Origin of the sequence: Massilia sp. GER05 (assembly GCF_052056005.1) — a bacterium.
GTDB classification, from domain to species: Bacteria; Pseudomonadota; Gammaproteobacteria; order Burkholderiales; family Burkholderiaceae_D; genus Telluria; species Telluria orientalis.
The window spans coordinates 4,165,344-4,181,031 of the sequence record NZ_CP178858.1 but is presented as its reverse complement, the minus strand read 5'-3'; the positions used below and the strand labels follow the sequence as shown (position 1 = coordinate 4,181,031).

Sequence of the window (15,688 nt, the reverse complement as noted above, 5' to 3'; positions counted from 1 at the left end):
ACCCCGCAGCCGCATCAGTATCGGCGTCCTGGCGATGCTCGCTTCGCTGCATGCACACGGCCAGGAGACGGCCGCGGCGGCCGATGCGGCGCCCGTCGCCACGACCGCTGCCGACGGCAAATCGTCCGACAGCGTCGTGGTCGTGACGGGCTTTCGCGCGAGCCTGAACAGCGCGCTGAACACGAAGAAGAACAGCGACGGCATCATCGACGTGATCAAGGCCGAGGACATCGCCAAGTTCCCCGACGCGAACCTCGCGGAATCGCTGCAGCGCGTGCCCGGCGTGGCGCTGGCGCGCGGCGACGGCGGCGAAGGCAAGCAGATCACCGTGCGCGGCCTGAACGCGGGCTTCACGCGCGTACGCATCAACGGGATCGAGGGCGTGGCGGCGACGGGCGCCTCGGACATCAACGGCAGCACGAACCGGGGCCGCGGCTTCGACTTCTCCGTGTTCGCGTCGGAGCTGTTCAACAGCCTGGAAGTGCGCAAGACGTCGGAAGCGGATATCGAGGAAGGCTCGCTGGGCGCCACCGTCGACCTGCGCACGGCGCGGCCGTTCGATTTCAAGGGCCGCACGTTCAGCATCGGCGGCCAGGAAAGCCACAACTCCCTCTCCGGCAAGACGCAGCCGCGCGTGACGGCGCTGCTGTCGGACCGCTGGGACACGGGCTACGGCAAGGTCGGCGCCCTGCTCTCGGCCGCGTACTCGAAGCGGCGCGCGACGGAAGAAGGCTACGAGGCCGTGGAACTGCTCAGCGCCAGCAACGACGGCGGCTTCTGCTCGCCCGTCGGCGTGTCGCCGCAGGTCCCGGGCAACGATGCCGTCAAGGGCATCACCGCGACGACGTGCGGCACCGGCATGCCGCGCGCGACCGATCCGGCCGCGTACAACGGCGTCATGGGCCGCAAGGACAATTACGGCGGCACGGTCGCGAATCCGGCCGCCGGCTCGGGCGCGTTCGCGCCGCGCATCCCGCGCTACCGCCGCTCGCAGACCGATTACGAGCGCACGGGGATCACCAACTCCTACCAGTGGCGCAATGCGGACAGCGAACTGAATCTGGACCTCATGTACGGCAAGTTCGCCAATAAACGCTACGACAACTACATCGAGGCGATCTCGTTCGGCCGCAACCTCGGTTCGAACGGCAAGCCGCAGACGTCGATCCTGGACGCGCATTTCGACCAGAACGGCAGCTGGGACTACGGCAAGTTCAACGGCGTGGACGTGCGCACCGAAGGCCTGCTGGACGTGTACACGACCAAGTTCCGCCAGCACGTCCTGTCCGGCAGCCACAGGTTCAGCGATACGGTGAAGGCCGACTTCATGGCCGGTAACTCGAACTCGAACCTGAACGAGCCGATGCGCGCCACCGTGCAGTTCGACGCGCCGAACGTGAACGGCTTCTCGTGGGACTTCCGCGACAACCGCAACGTCCCGACGCTCAACTTCGGCATCGACGTGAGCAATCCGGCCAACTTCCAGTTCGCCCCACAGGATGCCGCCGGCAACGTGCGCGGCATGTTCGTGGGCCGCTACCTGGACACGACCAACAAGCTGCAGACCCAGGCCGCGAACGTGCACTGGGAGATCAACGACCACGTGACGAGCCACTTCGGCATCTCGGCCCGCAAGAACATCTGGACCAACTACGAGGTCGGCAACAGCGCGAATGCGGTCGCGCTGCCGGCCGGCGTGTCGATGGCCGACATCTCGCGCCAGATCGGCGGCTTCGGCTCGGGCCTGGGCGGCACCGGCGTGCCGGGGTCGTGGGCGGCCGTCGACCTGCAGAAGTTCCTCGGCGTCGTCAATACCGAGTGCCACTGCGATGCCGTGCCGGGATCGCAGTACAACTACCTCGCGCAGACCAACCGCCGCGTGGAAGAAAAGATCAATGCGCTGTACGGCATGGTCGACTTCAATTACGACCTGTTCGGCGTGACGTGGCGCGGCAATGCCGGCGTGCGCGGCGCGGAGACGACGGCGACATCCACGGCGATGATCAACGTGCAGGGCCAGCTGCAGCCGAACACGGGCACGAAGAAATACCGCGACTGGCTGCCCGCCTTCAACCTGACGGCGCAGCTGCCGAAGGACGTGTTCCTGCGCTTCTCGGCCGGCAAGACGCTGTCGCGGCCCGAGTACACGGACCTCGCGCCGAATGCGACCGTATCGCCGATCTCGCAGTCGGTCTCGATCGGCAACCCGAACCTGGACCCGATCCGCGCCAACACCTACGACCTGCAGGCCGAGTGGTATTACGCGAAGAACGCGATGGTCTCGCTCGGGCACTTCCGCAAGGACATCAAGAGCTTCATCCAGAGCGTCAACGAGCGCGTGCCGTACAACACGCTCGGACTGCCGAACGAACTCCTGATCCTGAACGGCTGCTCGCTGACGGGCGCTCCGATCTGCCAGACCCTGCCCACGACGGAAGTCAACGTGAGCCGCAAGGTCAACACGGCCGGCGGCCCGCTGAAAGGCTGGGAATTCAACCTGCAGGCGCCGTTCAGCTTCCTGCCCGGCTTCTGGAGCAATTTCGGCCTGCTCGCCAACGCGACGCGCGTGAAGTCGCGCATCACGTACATCACCCGCGTGGACAACCCGGCCACGCCGGCGAACGAGCAGCTGACGCAGGTCGCGGACTTCACGGGCCTGTCACCGCGCACCCACAACCTCACGCTGTACTACGAGGACGCGAAGTTCAGCGCGCGCGTGTCGGCGGCGCACCGCTCCAGCTATATCTATGCCGTGCTGGGCGACGTGGCGGGCCACGACTACACGATGGTCGACGGCTCCACCAACATCGACATGAGCCTCTCGTACAACATCACGCCGCAACTGCGCGTGTCGCTGGAGGGCCAGAACCTGAACGACACGCCGCTGCGCTACGGCCGCGACACGCAGCGCAACGACACGCTGCTGTACGTGCATTCGGGCCGCTCGTTCGTGCTGGGGCTGAACTACAAGTACTGAAGCACGGGGTGTGAAAAAGTGCGAGCTTCAGGGCGCGGCGATCTGGTATTCTTTCCGTTTTACTGCCATCCCGCCGCGCCATGTCCTTTTTCGCACGTAACGCACGCTTTCTGTCACCGGCCTGCATGCTGTTCCTCGCCGCCACGCGCATCGTGGACGCGGTGCGCTCGGGCGCGACCGCCGACTGGCTCGCGGGCGTCGGCTTCGCCGGCGTGGCCGTCATGCTCCACCTGACCCTTGGCGCGGCGCACCGCAAGCGTCTCGCGGAAGCCCGCCAGGACGGCAGCGCCTGATCCTGCAAGGAGGTTCCATGTACACCCTGTCCCGCGTCACTCCCATCCTGCGCATCTTCGACGAAGCGAAGGCGCGCGAGTTCTATATCGACTTCCTCGGCTTCAAGATCGACTGGGAGCACCGCTTCGAAGGCGGCGACTTCCCCGTCTACATGCAGGTGTCGCTGGGCGACTGCGTGCTGCACCTGTCCGAGCACTACGGCGACGGCAGCCCGGGCGCGTCGATCCGTATCGCCGTGCGCGACCTCGACGGCTACCAGGCCACGCTGCTCGCGAAATCGTTCAAGTATTCGCGCCCGCACATCCAGACGATGCCGTGGGGGACCCGCGAGATGACGATCCGCGATCCGTCGCACAACCGCCTGTCGTTCGAGGAACCGGTCCCCGGGGCCGACGCGTCTTGAGGCTTTGCTTCAATCCCGGCCGTCCACGGCGGCCAGCACCTCGTCCACGCCGATGCGCGTGACCCAGTCGTCCTGCTCCGGCACCATGAGCACGGTGCTGCGGGCCCGGTCGATCGGCGCCCACTCCGGGTGATTGCGGCGCATCAGCGCGATGACCGGCACGCCGACCGCATTCGCCAGGTGCATCACGGCCGTCTCCACGGAAATGACGAGGCTGCACAGCCGCAGTACGGCCGGCAGCTGGAAGAAGTGCTCGTCCGCGCTGAACAGGCGCACGTGCGCCAGGTCCGGACCCGCCCGCCCTTCGAACAGCCGGCGCGCTTCCTCCTGCGCTTCCGGCACCACGTTGACGACGACGGTGACGCCGCGCCACGCAAGCCGGTTCTTCAGCGCGCGCGCCAGCGCGGCCACGCGTTCCAGGGGCCACGTGCGGTCGGGCGATTTCGAAAATGCGTTCACGAACACGACCGGTTTGCCGACCGTGCAGCCCCACGCCGCGAACTGCGCGTGCGCGCTGCGTACCCAGCGCTCGGGGATGTCCAGCCGCGGCATGCGCGCGGCCGGCGGCACGTCCACGCCGAAGCAGCGGGCGAACCAGCCCGCATAGATGTCGCTGATGTGCTGGTGCGCCGCCTCCGCGGGACCATACACGGGCAGCGCCGCGTCCAGCTTGCGGTAGCCCGCCCAGCGCGACGGCGCGTGCAGCAGGCGCTCGGCCGGCTTCGTCAGGCCCACGACGAAGCCGCGCGGGCTGATGCGCCGGGCCAGCCGCGCATAGCGGTGGCAGTCGACGACGGCCAGCGACGCGACGACCGGATAGCGTTCGGCGCGGGCGTCGTCGACCGACTGCTCGAACGCGGCCGGGCTGTACGTGCTGTCGTAGACCCGGTCGATCCACGGGCAGGCCGCGAGCCAGTCATATAGCGCGTACCTGCGCAGGTGCGGCCACGCGGCCGGATCGGCCGTGCGGCGCCGTTCGTCGACCCACACGTGGATGCGCACATGCGGCCACGCGCGGGCGAATGCGCGCAGGCACGCCTGCAGGTAAGTGAAATCGCCGATGGCGAGGTGGGTGACGAACAGGATGCGGTCGGCGCGCGCCAGCACACCGGCCGGGACGAGCGGCAAGGCCGCCGTCGTGTACCGTGCCGCCTCGCGGGCGGCGCGGACCGGAACCGCTCCGGCATGTGCGCGCGCTGTATTCACCATCGTCCTTTCCTTGCGTGGGTTGCAGGCATTATGCGCAGGACGGCGCACGCGATGTGTGCGGATAAAACTCTTTTACCCTTCTTTACCTCCCTTTACAGTCACCCCGGCACCACGCCGTCGATGCCGACGATGCCCCGCTGCGCGCAGCGCGTCCACCTCCTTGTCGCGGTGCGTGACGATGAGTACCTGCCGTCCACGCGCGTGGGCAAGGCCCGTGTCGTAAAGTGCCGCTGCGCGTCGTACGAACTGACCCCGATCGGCAAGCGGCCCCGCGCCGTGTTGCGCACCTGCGCCCCCATCGAAACCGTGCAGGGCCGATCGCCGGTACAGTGCCGGCCGCAATCGGGCGACTGTACCTGTCGATGCCGCCGCCCCTTGCGTAGACTGGGCTCATCCCAACAATGCGAGACCCGCATGGCACGCCACCCGTTCAAGACCGTCGACGTCTTCACCGCCGCCCCGTTCCTGGGCAATCCGCTCGCCGTCGTGTTCGACGCCGACGACCTGTCCGCCGCGCAGATGCAGCGCATCGCCAACTGGACCAACCTGTCCGAAACGACGTTCGCACTGCGCCCGACGCAGCCTGGCGCCGACTACCGCGTGCGCATCTTCACGCCCGGCGCGGAGCTGCCGTTCGCCGGTCACCCGACCATCGGCACCGCGCACGCGCTGCTTGAAACGGGCAAGGTCGCGCCGCGCGACGGCGTGCTGGTGCAGGAATGCGCGCGCGGCCTGGTCCGGCTGGACGTGACGCAGGCAGGCGATGGCGCCCGCTGGATCGCGTTCGAACTCCCAACGACGACGATCACGCCGCTGGATGCGGCGCAGGCGGACGAGGTGGCGCGCATCCTCGGCACGCCGCTGGCCGGCAGCGCCCCGCCCTGCCTCGTGGATGCCGGGACGCGCTGGGTCGTCGCGCAGCTGCCGGACGCCCGCGCGGTGCTGGCCGCCGCGCCCGACCTGGCCCGCATGAAGGCGCGCGATGCCGCAAGCGGCAACACGGGCGTGATCGTCTTCGGCCCGCATCCCGACGGCGCCGCCGCGCGCATCGAGGTCCGCGCATTCGCTCCGGCGCACGGCGTGGACGAAGATCCCGTCTGCGGCAGCGGCAACGGGTCCATCGCGGCGTATTTGCGGCACACGGGCCAGGCCGACGCGTTCGGCCGGGACTTCCTGTCCAGCCAGGGCGCCGCGCTGGGCCGGGCCGGCATCCTGCGCCTGCAGATCGCGGACGATGCGATCCGGGTGGGCGGCAACGCCGTCACCTGCGTCGACGGTCGCCTGACGTTCTGAGGTCTTGATCGAACCGCCGCGCCGGGCTACGCTGGCGGTTTCGATCACGGCACGGAGAACGCGCATGGCAACGGACAGGAGCTTCATCGACTACGTCGCGGAAGTGGTGGGTTTGGGGGCGCGGCTGACGCACCGGAAGATGTTCGGCGAATACGCGCTGTACGTCGACGACAAGGTGGTCGCCTTCGCCTGCGACGGCAGCCTGTTCGTCAAGCCGTCCGACGCCGCCGCACGGCTCGCGCCCGACCTGCCGCAAGGGCCACCCTACCCCGGCGCCAAGGACTATCCGATCGCGGACGAATTGCTGGACGAGCCGGAAGCGCTGCGCCGCCTGCTGCTCGAGACGGCGGCGATCATGCCGCCGCCGAAGCCGAAGAAGCCGGCCGCACCGCGGGCGAAACGAGGTGCTGGCTGAGCGCGCGATAACACCGTCTGGCGCCCGAATAACGCCGTTCGTCGCAAACGGCGGGCCGACCGTGTGCCGCTTGCGCTATCGTCCTCCGTAGTCCTCAACCGGCTTTCGGAACAACCATGAACACGATCCGCGTCATCCTCTGCGCCACCGCCGTCCTCGCGACCACGACCTTTGCCCATGCCGGTCCATCCGGCGAAACCCGCCACAGCTCGACCATCTCGATCGACGCCCATGAGGGCGATGGCCCCGAGCGTTTCGGTCCGCGCCAGAAGCCCGCGTCGGGGCAGCCTTACGTGCAGTCGACGAGCCGGTGGACCGAATTGATGTTGAAGGACGATGCGGTGGTCATGCAGCTCACCGATTACGGCATGAAGCAGATCGGCGAGCCGCAGGACGCGCGCGACAAAGACGAAGGCTTCCTGGGCAACATGCTGAAGACGATGGCGCTCAGCGGCGTCAGGCAGTTACTCGACCACAGCCTGGCGCTGTCGCTGGCCGACATGCGCGCCGCGCTGGTTCGACGCGGCGAAGTCGTCCTCGTCACGTGCCAGGGCAAGGAAGTCTTCAACAAGGTGAAGGTCAACGAGCAGGTACAGACCTATCCGCAGGATCAGGCGGAGGAGTTCGTCAAGAACGTCAACCGGCAGCGGGAAAAGTTCCCCGCATGCCGGACCTAGGCCCGGCGCCGCAAGCGTTTATCGTAAGCGCGCGCATAACCGTCGACGACGTGCGCCGGCAACATGGTCGCGATGCCGTGCAGGATGAGGGGCAGCAGCACGAACTCGTCGATCGTGCCGAGCACGGGCACCGCGACATTCAACGGCTCCACCGCGAACAAGGCGAGGACGGCCAGTGCCGGCACCAGCCACCCGGGGCGATGTTCGTGCCGGACGGCGTACCACAGCAGGCGCAGGTCCTGGCCGGCGACGGTGCGCCACAATGCAATGAGACGTTTCAAGGCGGCCTCCATGGCTTGGGACGTGTCGGTAGCCTGTACATGGGTCGTACTGGGCCCGAACGCAATAGGCCACCGAAAAAATCGCTGCGAACCGGCCGCTCCTCAGCTCGCTGAAGCGTCGGCGTCATCGTTCGAATCGAGTCCCCACGCCTGCCAGTCATCGCCGAATAATTCGACGGGATGCTGCGTGCGCACCGAGCCGTTTCCGCATGCAAGTGAATCTGCAGGGCAATATTTGTCGCATCCCCAGCAAACACGCTCCGGGTGTACGGGATAAATCGGAAATTTCTTTGCCATGTATCGAGTATGGTGAGTTGTGCAGTGGTTTTCCTTAATCTATGTCAACTCATTCTGGAACCAATCAGGGTGAGCGCTCGATGCCGGCTGTGACCGTTCGTGACTTTTTCGTTTCAGTAAGTTGCTATGCTGAACTCGCGATGATCGTTAAAACCTTGGAGCCAACTTGCGAAACATCATGCGATTCTTCTCCAGACCGCTTTCCCGTGGCATGGTGCTGCTCCTGATGCTGAATGCCATCCCCACATACGATACGATGTTCGACAGCTACCGCCCTTCCTGGACTGCCCTCGGCAGAGATGATCTGGAAGATAGAACCGGCACCTTCGTGCGGCTGAAGGAGGACGTCGTGTTCGCCGTCAACCTCGACAGCTTCGACGCTCACTTCAACGAGCGTTGGCATCGCCTTCGGATCGGCTACCCGTTCAGTCCCGTCACGATCGACTTTGAGCAAAGAAAGAAGCAGGTCCAGGGGCGTATCGAGACGAACTGGCTCTTCATGAAGCTTGGGATCACCGGCGTCCTGTGGGCATTGTTGGAGTTGTGTCTGTCGCTCATAAAAGGTGAGCGCCGCGTCGTCCACGACGATGCCCCCACGCGTAGCCTGAACAACGCCTTCATGCACGGGGTCGCGGCATATTCCGCGTTTGCGTCGGCGCCGCTCTTCCATAACAACCTTACCTGGTTGGCGGCCGCGACGATCTGCGTGTACGCGGGGTGGCACCGTCGGGCGATCCTGGCCGCTTTCCTCGGTGGGATTGTCGTGGCCGTCGTCGGCTGGACCACCATCGGAGTCTTGCGTTCGCCCGACGTCGACGCAAATACCTTCCTGGTGGTCCCGTTCGCGTTGCTGGTCCTCCTGCCGCAAGCACTTGCGGCTTATGTCGTGGGCCGGGCCGTCTTCACGATAGTGCGACGACGCCACGACCGCATGCAACGTGACGCTTGACCATGCACCGATCCGGCGCCGTCACCGTCCCGCCCGATAGCTGCAGGTCTTCAAGGAACCGTGGGCAGGATCCCCGAACGTGGCGTTCGAGCAGGTCACGGGACCGGTCAACACCTTGGTCACGTTTTTGGTTTCGGTACCGTAACGCACCCGATTGGTTCCGCTGAGCTGGCAGATGGCGCCCTCGCCCGCGCACGGCGTCCAGGCGCTCGCCGCGGCGGTTTTCGCCTGCGCGGCCGGCGCCGCCGTGGTCACGTCGGCATAGCTGCAGGCCTTGGCCAGGCCGCGCGCCGGGTCGCCGAACACGGCCGTCGTGCAGGGCGTCGATGCGGTCACGATCTTCGACGTGTACGCGCCTTCGCTGCCGAATCTCACTTCGCGCGTGCCGCCGAACCGGCAGACCTTGCCCTCCGCGGCGCATTCGGTCCAGGAGACCGCTTTCGCACGCGCCGTGGCGCCCCGCACGTCGAAGGCGCCGAGGTCCAGCGCGCCGGAAACGGGGCGCGCCTCGCCCGCCGCGACGTCCTTGTACTGCCCCGTCGGCACCAACGGCACGCCGGCGGCCGACTTGCCCGGGTCGGTGCCCGCGCCGATCACGAGCGCGCTGGCGAAGCGCCGCAAGCTGCCGGTCGAACGATCGGCGATGTCGGCCGCGAGAGCGCGGTAATTGTTCTTCAGTACTGCGCTGGACTGGGTACTGAGTATGCCGTTGCCGACGAAGATATTGTTCTGGATGAGCGCCGGCGTCGAAACCTTGCCGCTGACGAACAGGAACGTCCCGCCGGCGAAGTCGTTCACCACGGTGTTATTGACGAAGTACAGGTCCTGGCCCGGATTGGTCGCACCTTCCTCCCCGTACGCCACGATGGCCGGATTCTGGTTGGCGGCCGGTTGCTGGATGACGTTGCCGATGACGTAGGATGTGCCCGCGTTCGGGAGGTCGATCTCGTAGCTCGGCTGGCCCGAGGCCGTGCTGCCCTTCTCGCCCGGATTCGTGCTCGAGAAGCGGTTGTAGACGATCGTGTTCGTCATCGCGCGCGACTTCAGGTTGTGGCCGACGTTCGCATCGTGCGAATAGTTGTAGCGGAAAGTCAGGCTCCTGGCCTTGCCGATGTACAGGTTGTGGGTCTGGCCATCGCCGAAGCCGTTGTGACCGAACTCGGTGTATTCGACGAGGATGTCGCTGTTCTCGTTGTGACCGCTGAGAATGCCGTTTTCGTTATCGTGCAGGAAGCTGTGACGCAACGTGAAATTGGTGCCCTCCAGGCGCAGCGCCGCACCGTTCTGGTCGGCGACCTTCGCGCCCGTCATCTCGACGTTGTCGACGACGATGTCGTTGCCCGTCACGACCCACGTACCCTTGCCGCCGTTTTCCTTGCCGGCCGCGTCGATCCGGGGGCGGCCGTTCACGCCGCGGATGGTCAGGCCGTTGCGGGCGATCCTGCAGGCGTCGCCCTGGTACGTGGTGCCGCCTTCGATCTCGATGGTGTCGCCGTCCCGGGCGGCGGCGACGGCGGCGCACGGTGCGGAAAACGCCTTGCCCGGGCCGACGGACAATGTGGCGGCGGAAGCGCTGGCGCTGACGGCCGCGGCCAGCAACATGGTGAAGATCGGGCTGGGAACGTTATGCATGAGGCGAGCTTAACACGGCATGGTGTCGAATATGATTACCGAACCGATGTGACAATCCACGCATTTTCCCGGGCAGCCTTTCCGATAACCTGCTCAGCGAGGGGGAAAGAATTGAAAAGAAACCTGTTCATCCTGTTGATCTTGCTGTCGTTGGGGCTGGCCGGCACCGTCGTTGCCCTGCCGGACCTCTTCCGGCCCGACCTGTCAGTCGACGGCACGACGCGCGCACAAACGATCGATACGCTCGTCGCCCGGCTCGACCAGCACTACGTGTTCCACGACAGGGCAAGGCAGATCGAAATGTTGCTGCGACAGCGGCAGCATGATGGCGCGTACGGCGCCATCACAAGCGGCGAGCGATTCGCCGCGCAGCTCACGGCCGATATGGCGTCCGTGGCCCACGACCTGCACATGAAGGTAAAGTTCAGCCCGAAGCGGTTGCGTCCCGGCGTCGAGCCGGATGTCATGCCGAGGGCGGCATCCGGCGCCGCCCGGGCCCGATATGACGGTGTCGAGGACGCCGGCCATCTGAGTCCCGCCATCGGCTATCTGCGGATATCGTCATTTCCACCCCGTGCCGCGGTGGCGGGAGCGTATGCGTCCGCACTGGACAAGCTGTCCGATACCGACGCGCTCATCGTCGATGTGCGCGACAACGGGGGCGGCGACCCGGCATCGGTGGCGCTGCTGATCAGCTATTTCGTCGACGGCCCCACGCGCCTGAACGACATCTGGTCGCGCGATTCCGGCAGGACGACACAGACCTGGACCGAAGGCGCACTCGACGGCAGACGCTATGGCGGCAGGAAGCCTGTCGCGATCCTGGCCGGGCCGGGGACGGCGTCCGCCGGCGAAGATTTCACCTATACGATGCAGGCGTTGAAACGCGCCACCGTGGTCGGGGCACGGACGTGGGGCGGTGCCCACCCGATCGCGTTGTATCGCCTCGGCGACCATTTCTTTGCCGCCATCCCGCATAGCCGGACCATCAGCCCGATTACCCACACGAACTGGGAAGGCTCAGGGGTCATGCCGGATGTCGCTGCGAAGCCCGCCGATGCGCTCGCGGTGGCGAACGACATGCTGCAGAAGCAGCTCGACGCGGCCCCGTCCCGATGAAATGACGCATCAGTTCAACTTTGACCGTACACTGTACGGATGACATCGACTGCCACCGGTAGCGTCATCGAATCGATCCGGCGAGCCTTGTACGATCAAGCGCGTCAAGGTGTTGCTGCGCAATGAAGCCGAGGGTTACGTGTACGAAGAGACGGTCGATGTCGACCTCACCATTCAAGACTAGCTGACGCATGACTTCCTTTAGCCCCCTGCTCCGCACCGCTGTCGCATCGCTCGTGTTCTTCGGCCTCGACCGCCTCTCCAAGATCGTCATCGTCGAGCGGCTCGACCTGGCGTCCGTCCACCAGATCCCCGCCTGGCCCCCATACTTGAATTTCGTGATGGCCTGGAACAAGGGCGTGAACTTCGGCCTGCTGAACGGGTTCGACGCCCGCTGGCTGCTGGTAGCGATCAGTATCGTCGCCTCCATTGCGCTGGCATTCTGGGTACGCAACAAGTCGGGCTGGCCGTTGCTGCTGGCGTCCGGCGCCATCATCGGCGGCGCCCTCGGCAATGCCTACGACCGGATCGTGTACGGTGCGGTGGCCGACTACATCAACGTGAGCTGCTGCGGGATCGACAATCCGTACTCCTTCAACGTGGCCGACGTGTGGATTTTCGGCGGCGCGCTATTCCTCGTCCTGGCGACCGGCTCCAGCAGGCACGGGAAAGTTTAGTTATCGATATCATTTGTCCCAAAAGCTGTGCTAGCATGCACATTCTTTTACTATTCGACCACGAGCCGCCATGCACCTGACTCGCCGTTTCTTCGCCGTTCTCGTACCCACCCTATCGCTCGCGCTGGCCGCCCAGGCGGCCGCACCGGAGGCGGGCCGGCCCATCGCTTCCCGCTTCAATGCCGACCCGTCGCCGCACTTCTTCCCCGCCGCGAAGGGCGACAAGTTCTACCTGTACGCGACGGACGACGCGTCGAACACCGGCAAGTACTGGGATTCCGTCACGTGGCGCCTGTACACGTCGCCCGACATGAAGACGTGGCGCGACGCCGGCGTGCCGCTGGCCGTCACCGTGTTCAAATGGGCGCGGCCGGACGCGAAGGCGTGGGCGCCGGAAGCGGCCTACCGCAACGGCAAGTACTATTTCTATGCGCCCGTCGGCGGCGACAAGATCGGCGTGGCCGTGTCGGACCGCCCGGACGGCGGCTTCGTCGATGCGCGCAAGGATCCGCTCGTCGACCGCGAGCGCGACGTGAACGCGGGCGACGAGCCGATCGATCCGGCCGTCTTCATCGACAAGGACGGCCAGGCGTACATGTACTTCGGCACGCGCGTGCCGAAGGTCGTCAAGCTGAAGCCGGACATGATCTCGCTGGACGGCCCGATCCGGATCGTGAAGATCGACGGCCTTCCCGCGTCCGACCCGAAGAAGAAATATGGCGAGGCGCCGTTCATGCACGAGCATAACGGCGTGTACTACTTCTCGTTCTCGTCCGGCTGGCCCGGCCAAATCCTGTACGCGACCGCGAACTCGCCGATGGGCCCCTTCACGTACCGCGGCGTGATGATCGACTACCTGAAGATCTCGACGAACCACCAGGCCGTCCTCGAACACGACGGCAAGAGCTGGGTGTTCTACCACGACGCCCTGCTGCCGGGCGGCGGCGGCTACCGCCGCTCGATCGCCATCGCGCCGCTCGAATATAACGCGGATGGCACGATCAAACAGGTCGCGGTGAAGCCGGGCCAGCCGAACGACTGACCCGGGATCTCGTCCTCAAGCCGCCGTCTTGCCCGACAGGCGCTTGAGGCGTTCCAGCGCGCTCTCGCCGGCCGTTTCCGGCTGGCTGACCGACTTGCGGATCGCATCCAGTTCCGCCTGCTGGTCCAGCGGCTTCTGGCCGATGTCGGCAACGATGCGCAGACCGGACGCTTCGTTCGTCACGGCCTGGGCGCGGCGGGTCAGCGCGGACAGCGCCGTCGAGTTGCCACGCATGCTCGTGAGGCCATTCAGCTGTTCCTGGCGCTCGAGGCGCAGTTGCTGCAGCTCCTTCTGCGCGTTGGCGGCCGCCAGCGCCTGCATCGCCTTCCTGGCCTGGGCGTCGAACTCGGCCAGCTGCTTCGACAGCGCATCGACGATCTTCTGCAGCTCGTCCATGTACGCCTTCGCATCCGCCTCTTCCTGGATTTCCTGAGGCAGGCGGGCCTTGTTCGCTTCCAGCTCGTCGCAGAACATGGTCACGGTCGCTTCCGAGATCGTGCCGGCGGCCAGGCGCTCGGCCAGCTTCTCGGCGGCGCGTTCGTCGTTCGCGATCAGGTTCTGCAGGTTCACCACGTCGCCATGCTCCTTGTCGAACGACGCGCGCGACGTCGCCAGCAGTTGCGCCGTTTCGCGCAAGGTGGCGACCAGGCGGTCGCGGTCGGCCTCGGTCGCGGTTTCGGGGTCGAAGTTGGCGATAGCCTCGGCGATGCGGTTGCCCAGTGCGCCGAAATGCTTCGTGACCAGTCGTGCGGTCAGGCCCCATCCACTAGCGTTGCTCATTGTTGTTCCTTTCTGCGGTGAAGAAAACGGTTACTACAGTTATTGGATGACGATGCGTTCCTGCTCCATCGGGATGCCGATGACGAAGTCCACGTGGATCCCGCGCTTGCCCGCGTCGCCATCGACGCTTTCCACGATCTCCGTCGTGATCAATAAATATTCGCGGCCGCCGTCCGCCAGCTGGCGCACGTACGGCATGAAATACATTTCCTGGCGCAGGCCGTGCTGTCCTTGCGCATCGTCGATGCGCGTCTCGCGGCCCTTGAACGGGTTGACGAATTGCGCATCCCGCGTACCCGCATCGCGGGTGTAGTCGAGACGGTCCGACTCGCCGAACACGGTCGCCAGTTCTTGCGCCCCCAGCATGTCGGCCAGCTGTTCGCGCCACAGCGTGTAGCCGGCGTCGCCCAGGCCGTAGCCGGCCACGCCCGTGTACGCATCCTGGTCGTCGGCCGTCTCCGGGATCACGCGCGCCAGCTGGGTGCAATACAGCACTTCGGCCACCTTGCCGTCGTCGCCGCAGAACACCTGCAGGAATTTCTCGTCCGCGGCGTCGTCGCCCTTGTCGAGGTACAGGCGGTACAACTCGGTGTCGGGTTGCAGGCGGATCTGCGACACGGCGAGAATGCGCGTGTCCGCGGCGGCCGGCATCGCGATCAGCGAGCCGTTCGCCTGCGCCCGGATGATCGGCGACATCTGGACCTGCACGACGCTGCCGATGCGCGCGCCCAGCGGCACGTCGTCGTCGGCGCGCGTCTCGCCCTTCGTCACGCCCTTGTTGGCGGCCACCGCACGCACGTAGCTGAAGACATCCTTCCAGGCCATTCTCGTCAATTCCTTTCGAACGAATAATTCGGTTTCTTGGCTTCCCGGCCGCGGCGCAGGCGGCGCCACGCGAAGTACAACCCCCAGCCGATCAGCGCCAGCACGCACAGGGTCAGGAACACGCCGAGGAACGACGTGCCGCCGCCGGAAGGCGCGGGTGCGGTTCCACCCGCATAGCCGTTGTTGTTCGCATGTGCGCCGCGCGCCGCGTTCGCGATCATGGCACCCGCGATCACGTGACCGAGGCCGCTGTCCTGGCGCACGATCACCGGCGGCTGCTGTTGCTGCACGGGCGGCGGCGCATACGTCGGCGCGCTCCGTCCCTGCTCGTACCCGGGCACAGGCCGGGTGTCCCGCGCCGCATCGGCCTGCGCCTGCCGGCGCGCGTCCAGCGTGCGCAGCGCGTTCGCTTCCGCCGTGTTCCTGTCCAGCTTCCGCGACAGCGCCGAATCCGATTTCTGCGGCGTGGCGGCGCCGCGGCCGAACGAACCGAAGCCGCCCGGCGATTTATTCTGCTGCGGCGCGGCGTCGGGCGGCGCCGAACGCCGGCTGAACGAGCCGAAGCTGGTGCCGCTCGACTTCGCCGACGAATACGACGGCTTCGAAGGCGACGACGGGCGCTGCGACGAAAAGCCGCTCTTGAAAGAGCTCGACGAGGACGGCCTGGCGTCGACGGTCCCGACATGCGCCAGCGGGAGCACCAAGGCCAGCACGAGCGCGACGTTATAAGACTTCAACATGGTCATGGAAGCGATCGAAAGTTAGAATCAGCATAACGACCGCGATGGTCGCACGCACCGGTAAAATTAGCAAAGGAA

The 15,688-nt window shown here is 66.0% G+C and carries 17 protein-coding genes; 10 read left to right on the top strand and 7 right to left on the bottom strand.

The window, feature by feature from the left end:
• Positions 1-34 precede the first annotated feature (34 nt).
• From ACL58G_RS18560 to ACL58G_RS18550, 3 genes are all read left to right on the top strand, one after another.
• Entirely contained in the window at positions 35-2,977 is a 2,943-nt protein-coding gene (locus tag ACL58G_RS18560) for a TonB-dependent receptor (protein ID WP_413389026.1), read from the top strand.
• A 125-nt stretch (positions 2,978-3,102) separates the two neighbouring features.
• Positions 3,103-3,270, top strand: a complete 168-nt coding sequence (locus ACL58G_RS18555; RefSeq protein ID WP_440962734.1) for a hypothetical protein — start codon at positions 3,103-3,105, stop codon at positions 3,268-3,270.
• Positions 3,271-3,287: 17 nt separating this feature from the next.
• Positions 3,288-3,674 carry a glyoxalase superfamily protein gene (locus ACL58G_RS18550; protein ID WP_413389028.1) on the top strand — a complete coding sequence of 129 codons (387 nt, stop codon included), beginning with the start codon at positions 3,288-3,290 and terminating at the stop codon, positions 3,672-3,674.
• A 9-nt stretch (positions 3,675-3,683) separates the two neighbouring features.
• On the opposite strand, the gene ACL58G_RS18545 is transcribed toward ACL58G_RS18550, so the two are convergent.
• The gene (locus ACL58G_RS18545) at positions 3,684-4,883 is read right to left on the bottom strand and encodes a glycosyltransferase family 9 protein (RefSeq protein WP_413389029.1); all 1,200 of its coding nucleotides are present in this window, start codon (positions 4,881-4,883) and stop codon (positions 3,684-3,686) included.
• Positions 4,884-5,297: 414 nt separating this feature from the next.
• On the opposite strand from ACL58G_RS18545, the gene ACL58G_RS18540 reads away from it, so the two are divergent.
• The 3 genes from ACL58G_RS18540 (at position 5,298) to ACL58G_RS18530 (ending at position 7,268) form a co-directional block, all read left to right on the top strand.
• Entirely contained in the window at positions 5,298-6,176 is an 879-nt protein-coding gene (locus tag ACL58G_RS18540; protein WP_440962733.1) for a PhzF family phenazine biosynthesis protein, read from the top strand.
• A gap of 64 nt (positions 6,177-6,240) precedes the next feature.
• Positions 6,241-6,591, top strand: coding sequence for a TfoX/Sxy family protein (locus ACL58G_RS18535; protein ID WP_413389031.1), 351 nt, complete (start codon positions 6,241-6,243; stop codon positions 6,589-6,591).
• A gap of 116 nt (positions 6,592-6,707) precedes the next feature.
• Entirely contained in the window at positions 6,708-7,268 is a 561-nt protein-coding gene (locus ACL58G_RS18530; RefSeq protein ID WP_413389032.1) for a hypothetical protein, read from the top strand.
• On the opposite strand, the gene ACL58G_RS18525 is transcribed toward ACL58G_RS18530, so the two are convergent.
• Both ACL58G_RS18525 and ACL58G_RS18520 read right to left on the bottom strand, forming a co-directional pair.
• Positions 7,265-7,549 carry a hypothetical protein gene (locus tag ACL58G_RS18525; protein ID WP_413389033.1) on the bottom strand — a complete coding sequence of 95 codons (285 nt, stop codon included), beginning with the start codon at positions 7,547-7,549 and terminating at the stop codon, positions 7,265-7,267. The two genes, ACL58G_RS18530 and ACL58G_RS18525, sit on opposite strands and share 4 nt — an antisense overlap.
• A 102-nt stretch (positions 7,550-7,651) precedes the next feature.
• Positions 7,652-7,846, bottom strand: coding sequence for a DUF3079 domain-containing protein (locus ACL58G_RS18520; RefSeq protein WP_413389034.1), 195 nt, complete (start codon positions 7,844-7,846; stop codon positions 7,652-7,654).
• 178 nt (positions 7,847-8,024) lie between these two features.
• Here ACL58G_RS18520 and ACL58G_RS18515 point away from each other — a divergent pair, with 178 nt between their 5' ends.
• Positions 8,025-8,795, top strand: coding sequence for a hypothetical protein (locus ACL58G_RS18515; protein ID WP_440962732.1), 771 nt, complete (start codon positions 8,025-8,027; stop codon positions 8,793-8,795).
• A 21-nt stretch (positions 8,796-8,816) separates the two neighbouring features.
• Here ACL58G_RS18515 and ACL58G_RS18510 read toward each other — a convergent pair whose 3' ends face one another.
• Positions 8,817-10,427 carry a hypothetical protein gene (locus tag ACL58G_RS18510; RefSeq protein ID WP_413389036.1) on the bottom strand — a complete coding sequence of 537 codons (1,611 nt, stop codon included), beginning with the start codon at positions 10,425-10,427 and terminating at the stop codon, positions 8,817-8,819.
• Positions 10,428-10,538: 111 nt separating this feature from the next.
• On the opposite strand from ACL58G_RS18510, the gene ACL58G_RS18505 reads away from it, so the two are divergent.
• From ACL58G_RS18505 to ACL58G_RS18495, 3 genes are all read left to right on the top strand, one after another.
• Entirely contained in the window at positions 10,539-11,546 is a 1,008-nt protein-coding gene (locus tag ACL58G_RS18505; protein ID WP_440962731.1) for a S41 family peptidase, read from the top strand.
• A 191-nt stretch (positions 11,547-11,737) separates the two neighbouring features.
• Positions 11,738-12,223, top strand: a complete 486-nt coding sequence (lspA, locus tag ACL58G_RS18500) for a signal peptidase II (RefSeq protein WP_413389038.1) — start codon at positions 11,738-11,740, stop codon at positions 12,221-12,223.
• Between the two features lie 70 nt (positions 12,224-12,293).
• Positions 12,294-13,265 (top strand): family 43 glycosylhydrolase, encoded by a 972-nt coding sequence (locus ACL58G_RS18495; protein ID WP_440962730.1) that lies wholly within the window; start codon positions 12,294-12,296, stop codon positions 13,263-13,265.
• Positions 13,266-13,280: 15 nt separating this feature from the next.
• Here ACL58G_RS18495 and ACL58G_RS18490 read toward each other — a convergent pair whose 3' ends face one another.
• The 3 genes from ACL58G_RS18490 to ACL58G_RS18480 are packed head-to-tail and all read right to left on the bottom strand — an operon-like array spanning position 13,281 to position 15,616.
• Positions 13,281-14,045: a hypothetical protein gene (locus tag ACL58G_RS18490; protein ID WP_413389040.1), complete on the bottom strand. Its 765-nt coding sequence runs from the start codon at positions 14,043-14,045 to the stop codon at positions 13,281-13,283.
• 39 nt (positions 14,046-14,084) lie between these two features.
• Positions 14,085-14,870: a DUF2491 family protein gene (locus ACL58G_RS18485; RefSeq protein ID WP_440962729.1), complete on the bottom strand. Its 786-nt coding sequence runs from the start codon at positions 14,868-14,870 to the stop codon at positions 14,085-14,087.
• Between the two features lie 5 nt (positions 14,871-14,875).
• Positions 14,876-15,616, bottom strand: a complete 741-nt coding sequence (locus tag ACL58G_RS18480; RefSeq protein WP_440962728.1) for a hypothetical protein — start codon at positions 15,614-15,616, stop codon at positions 14,876-14,878.
• Positions 15,617-15,688: the final 72 nt, after the last annotated feature.

Bases quoted from the DNA above. Each gene is read 5' to 3' on its own strand.
- ACL58G_RS18560 (WP_413389026.1), top strand. From the start codon at position 35: ATGCTCGCTTCGCTGCATGCACACGGCCAGGAGACGGCCGCGGCGGCC.
- ACL58G_RS18555 (WP_440962734.1), top strand. From the start codon at position 3,103: ATGCTGTTCCTCGCCGCCACGCGCATCGTGGACGCGGTGCGCTCGGGC.
- ACL58G_RS18550 (WP_413389028.1), top strand. From the start codon at position 3,288: ATGTACACCCTGTCCCGCGTCACTCCCATCCTGCGCATCTTCGACGAA.
- ACL58G_RS18545 (WP_413389029.1), bottom strand. From the start codon at position 4,883: ATGGTGAATACAGCGCGCGCACATGCCGGAGCGGTTCCGGTCCGCGCC.
- ACL58G_RS18540 (WP_440962733.1), top strand. From the start codon at position 5,298: ATGGCACGCCACCCGTTCAAGACCGTCGACGTCTTCACCGCCGCCCCG.
- ACL58G_RS18535 (WP_413389031.1), top strand. From the start codon at position 6,241: ATGGCAACGGACAGGAGCTTCATCGACTACGTCGCGGAAGTGGTGGGT.
- ACL58G_RS18530 (WP_413389032.1), top strand. From the start codon at position 6,708: ATGAACACGATCCGCGTCATCCTCTGCGCCACCGCCGTCCTCGCGACC.
- ACL58G_RS18520 (WP_413389034.1), bottom strand. From the start codon at position 7,846: ATGGCAAAGAAATTTCCGATTTATCCCGTACACCCGGAGCGTGTTTGC.
- ACL58G_RS18515 (WP_440962732.1), top strand. From the start codon at position 8,025: ATGCGATTCTTCTCCAGACCGCTTTCCCGTGGCATGGTGCTGCTCCTG.
- ACL58G_RS18510 (WP_413389036.1), bottom strand. From the start codon at position 10,427: ATGCATAACGTTCCCAGCCCGATCTTCACCATGTTGCTGGCCGCGGCC.
- lspA (WP_413389038.1), top strand. From the start codon at position 11,738: ATGACTTCCTTTAGCCCCCTGCTCCGCACCGCTGTCGCATCGCTCGTG.
- ACL58G_RS18495 (WP_440962730.1), top strand. From the start codon at position 12,294: ATGCACCTGACTCGCCGTTTCTTCGCCGTTCTCGTACCCACCCTATCG.
- ACL58G_RS18490 (WP_413389040.1), bottom strand. From the start codon at position 14,045: ATGAGCAACGCTAGTGGATGGGGCCTGACCGCACGACTGGTCACGAAG.
- ACL58G_RS18485 (WP_440962729.1), bottom strand. From the start codon at position 14,870: ATGGCCTGGAAGGATGTCTTCAGCTACGTGCGTGCGGTGGCCGCCAAC.
- ACL58G_RS18480 (WP_440962728.1), bottom strand. From the start codon at position 15,616: ATGACCATGTTGAAGTCTTATAACGTCGCGCTCGTGCTGGCCTTGGTG.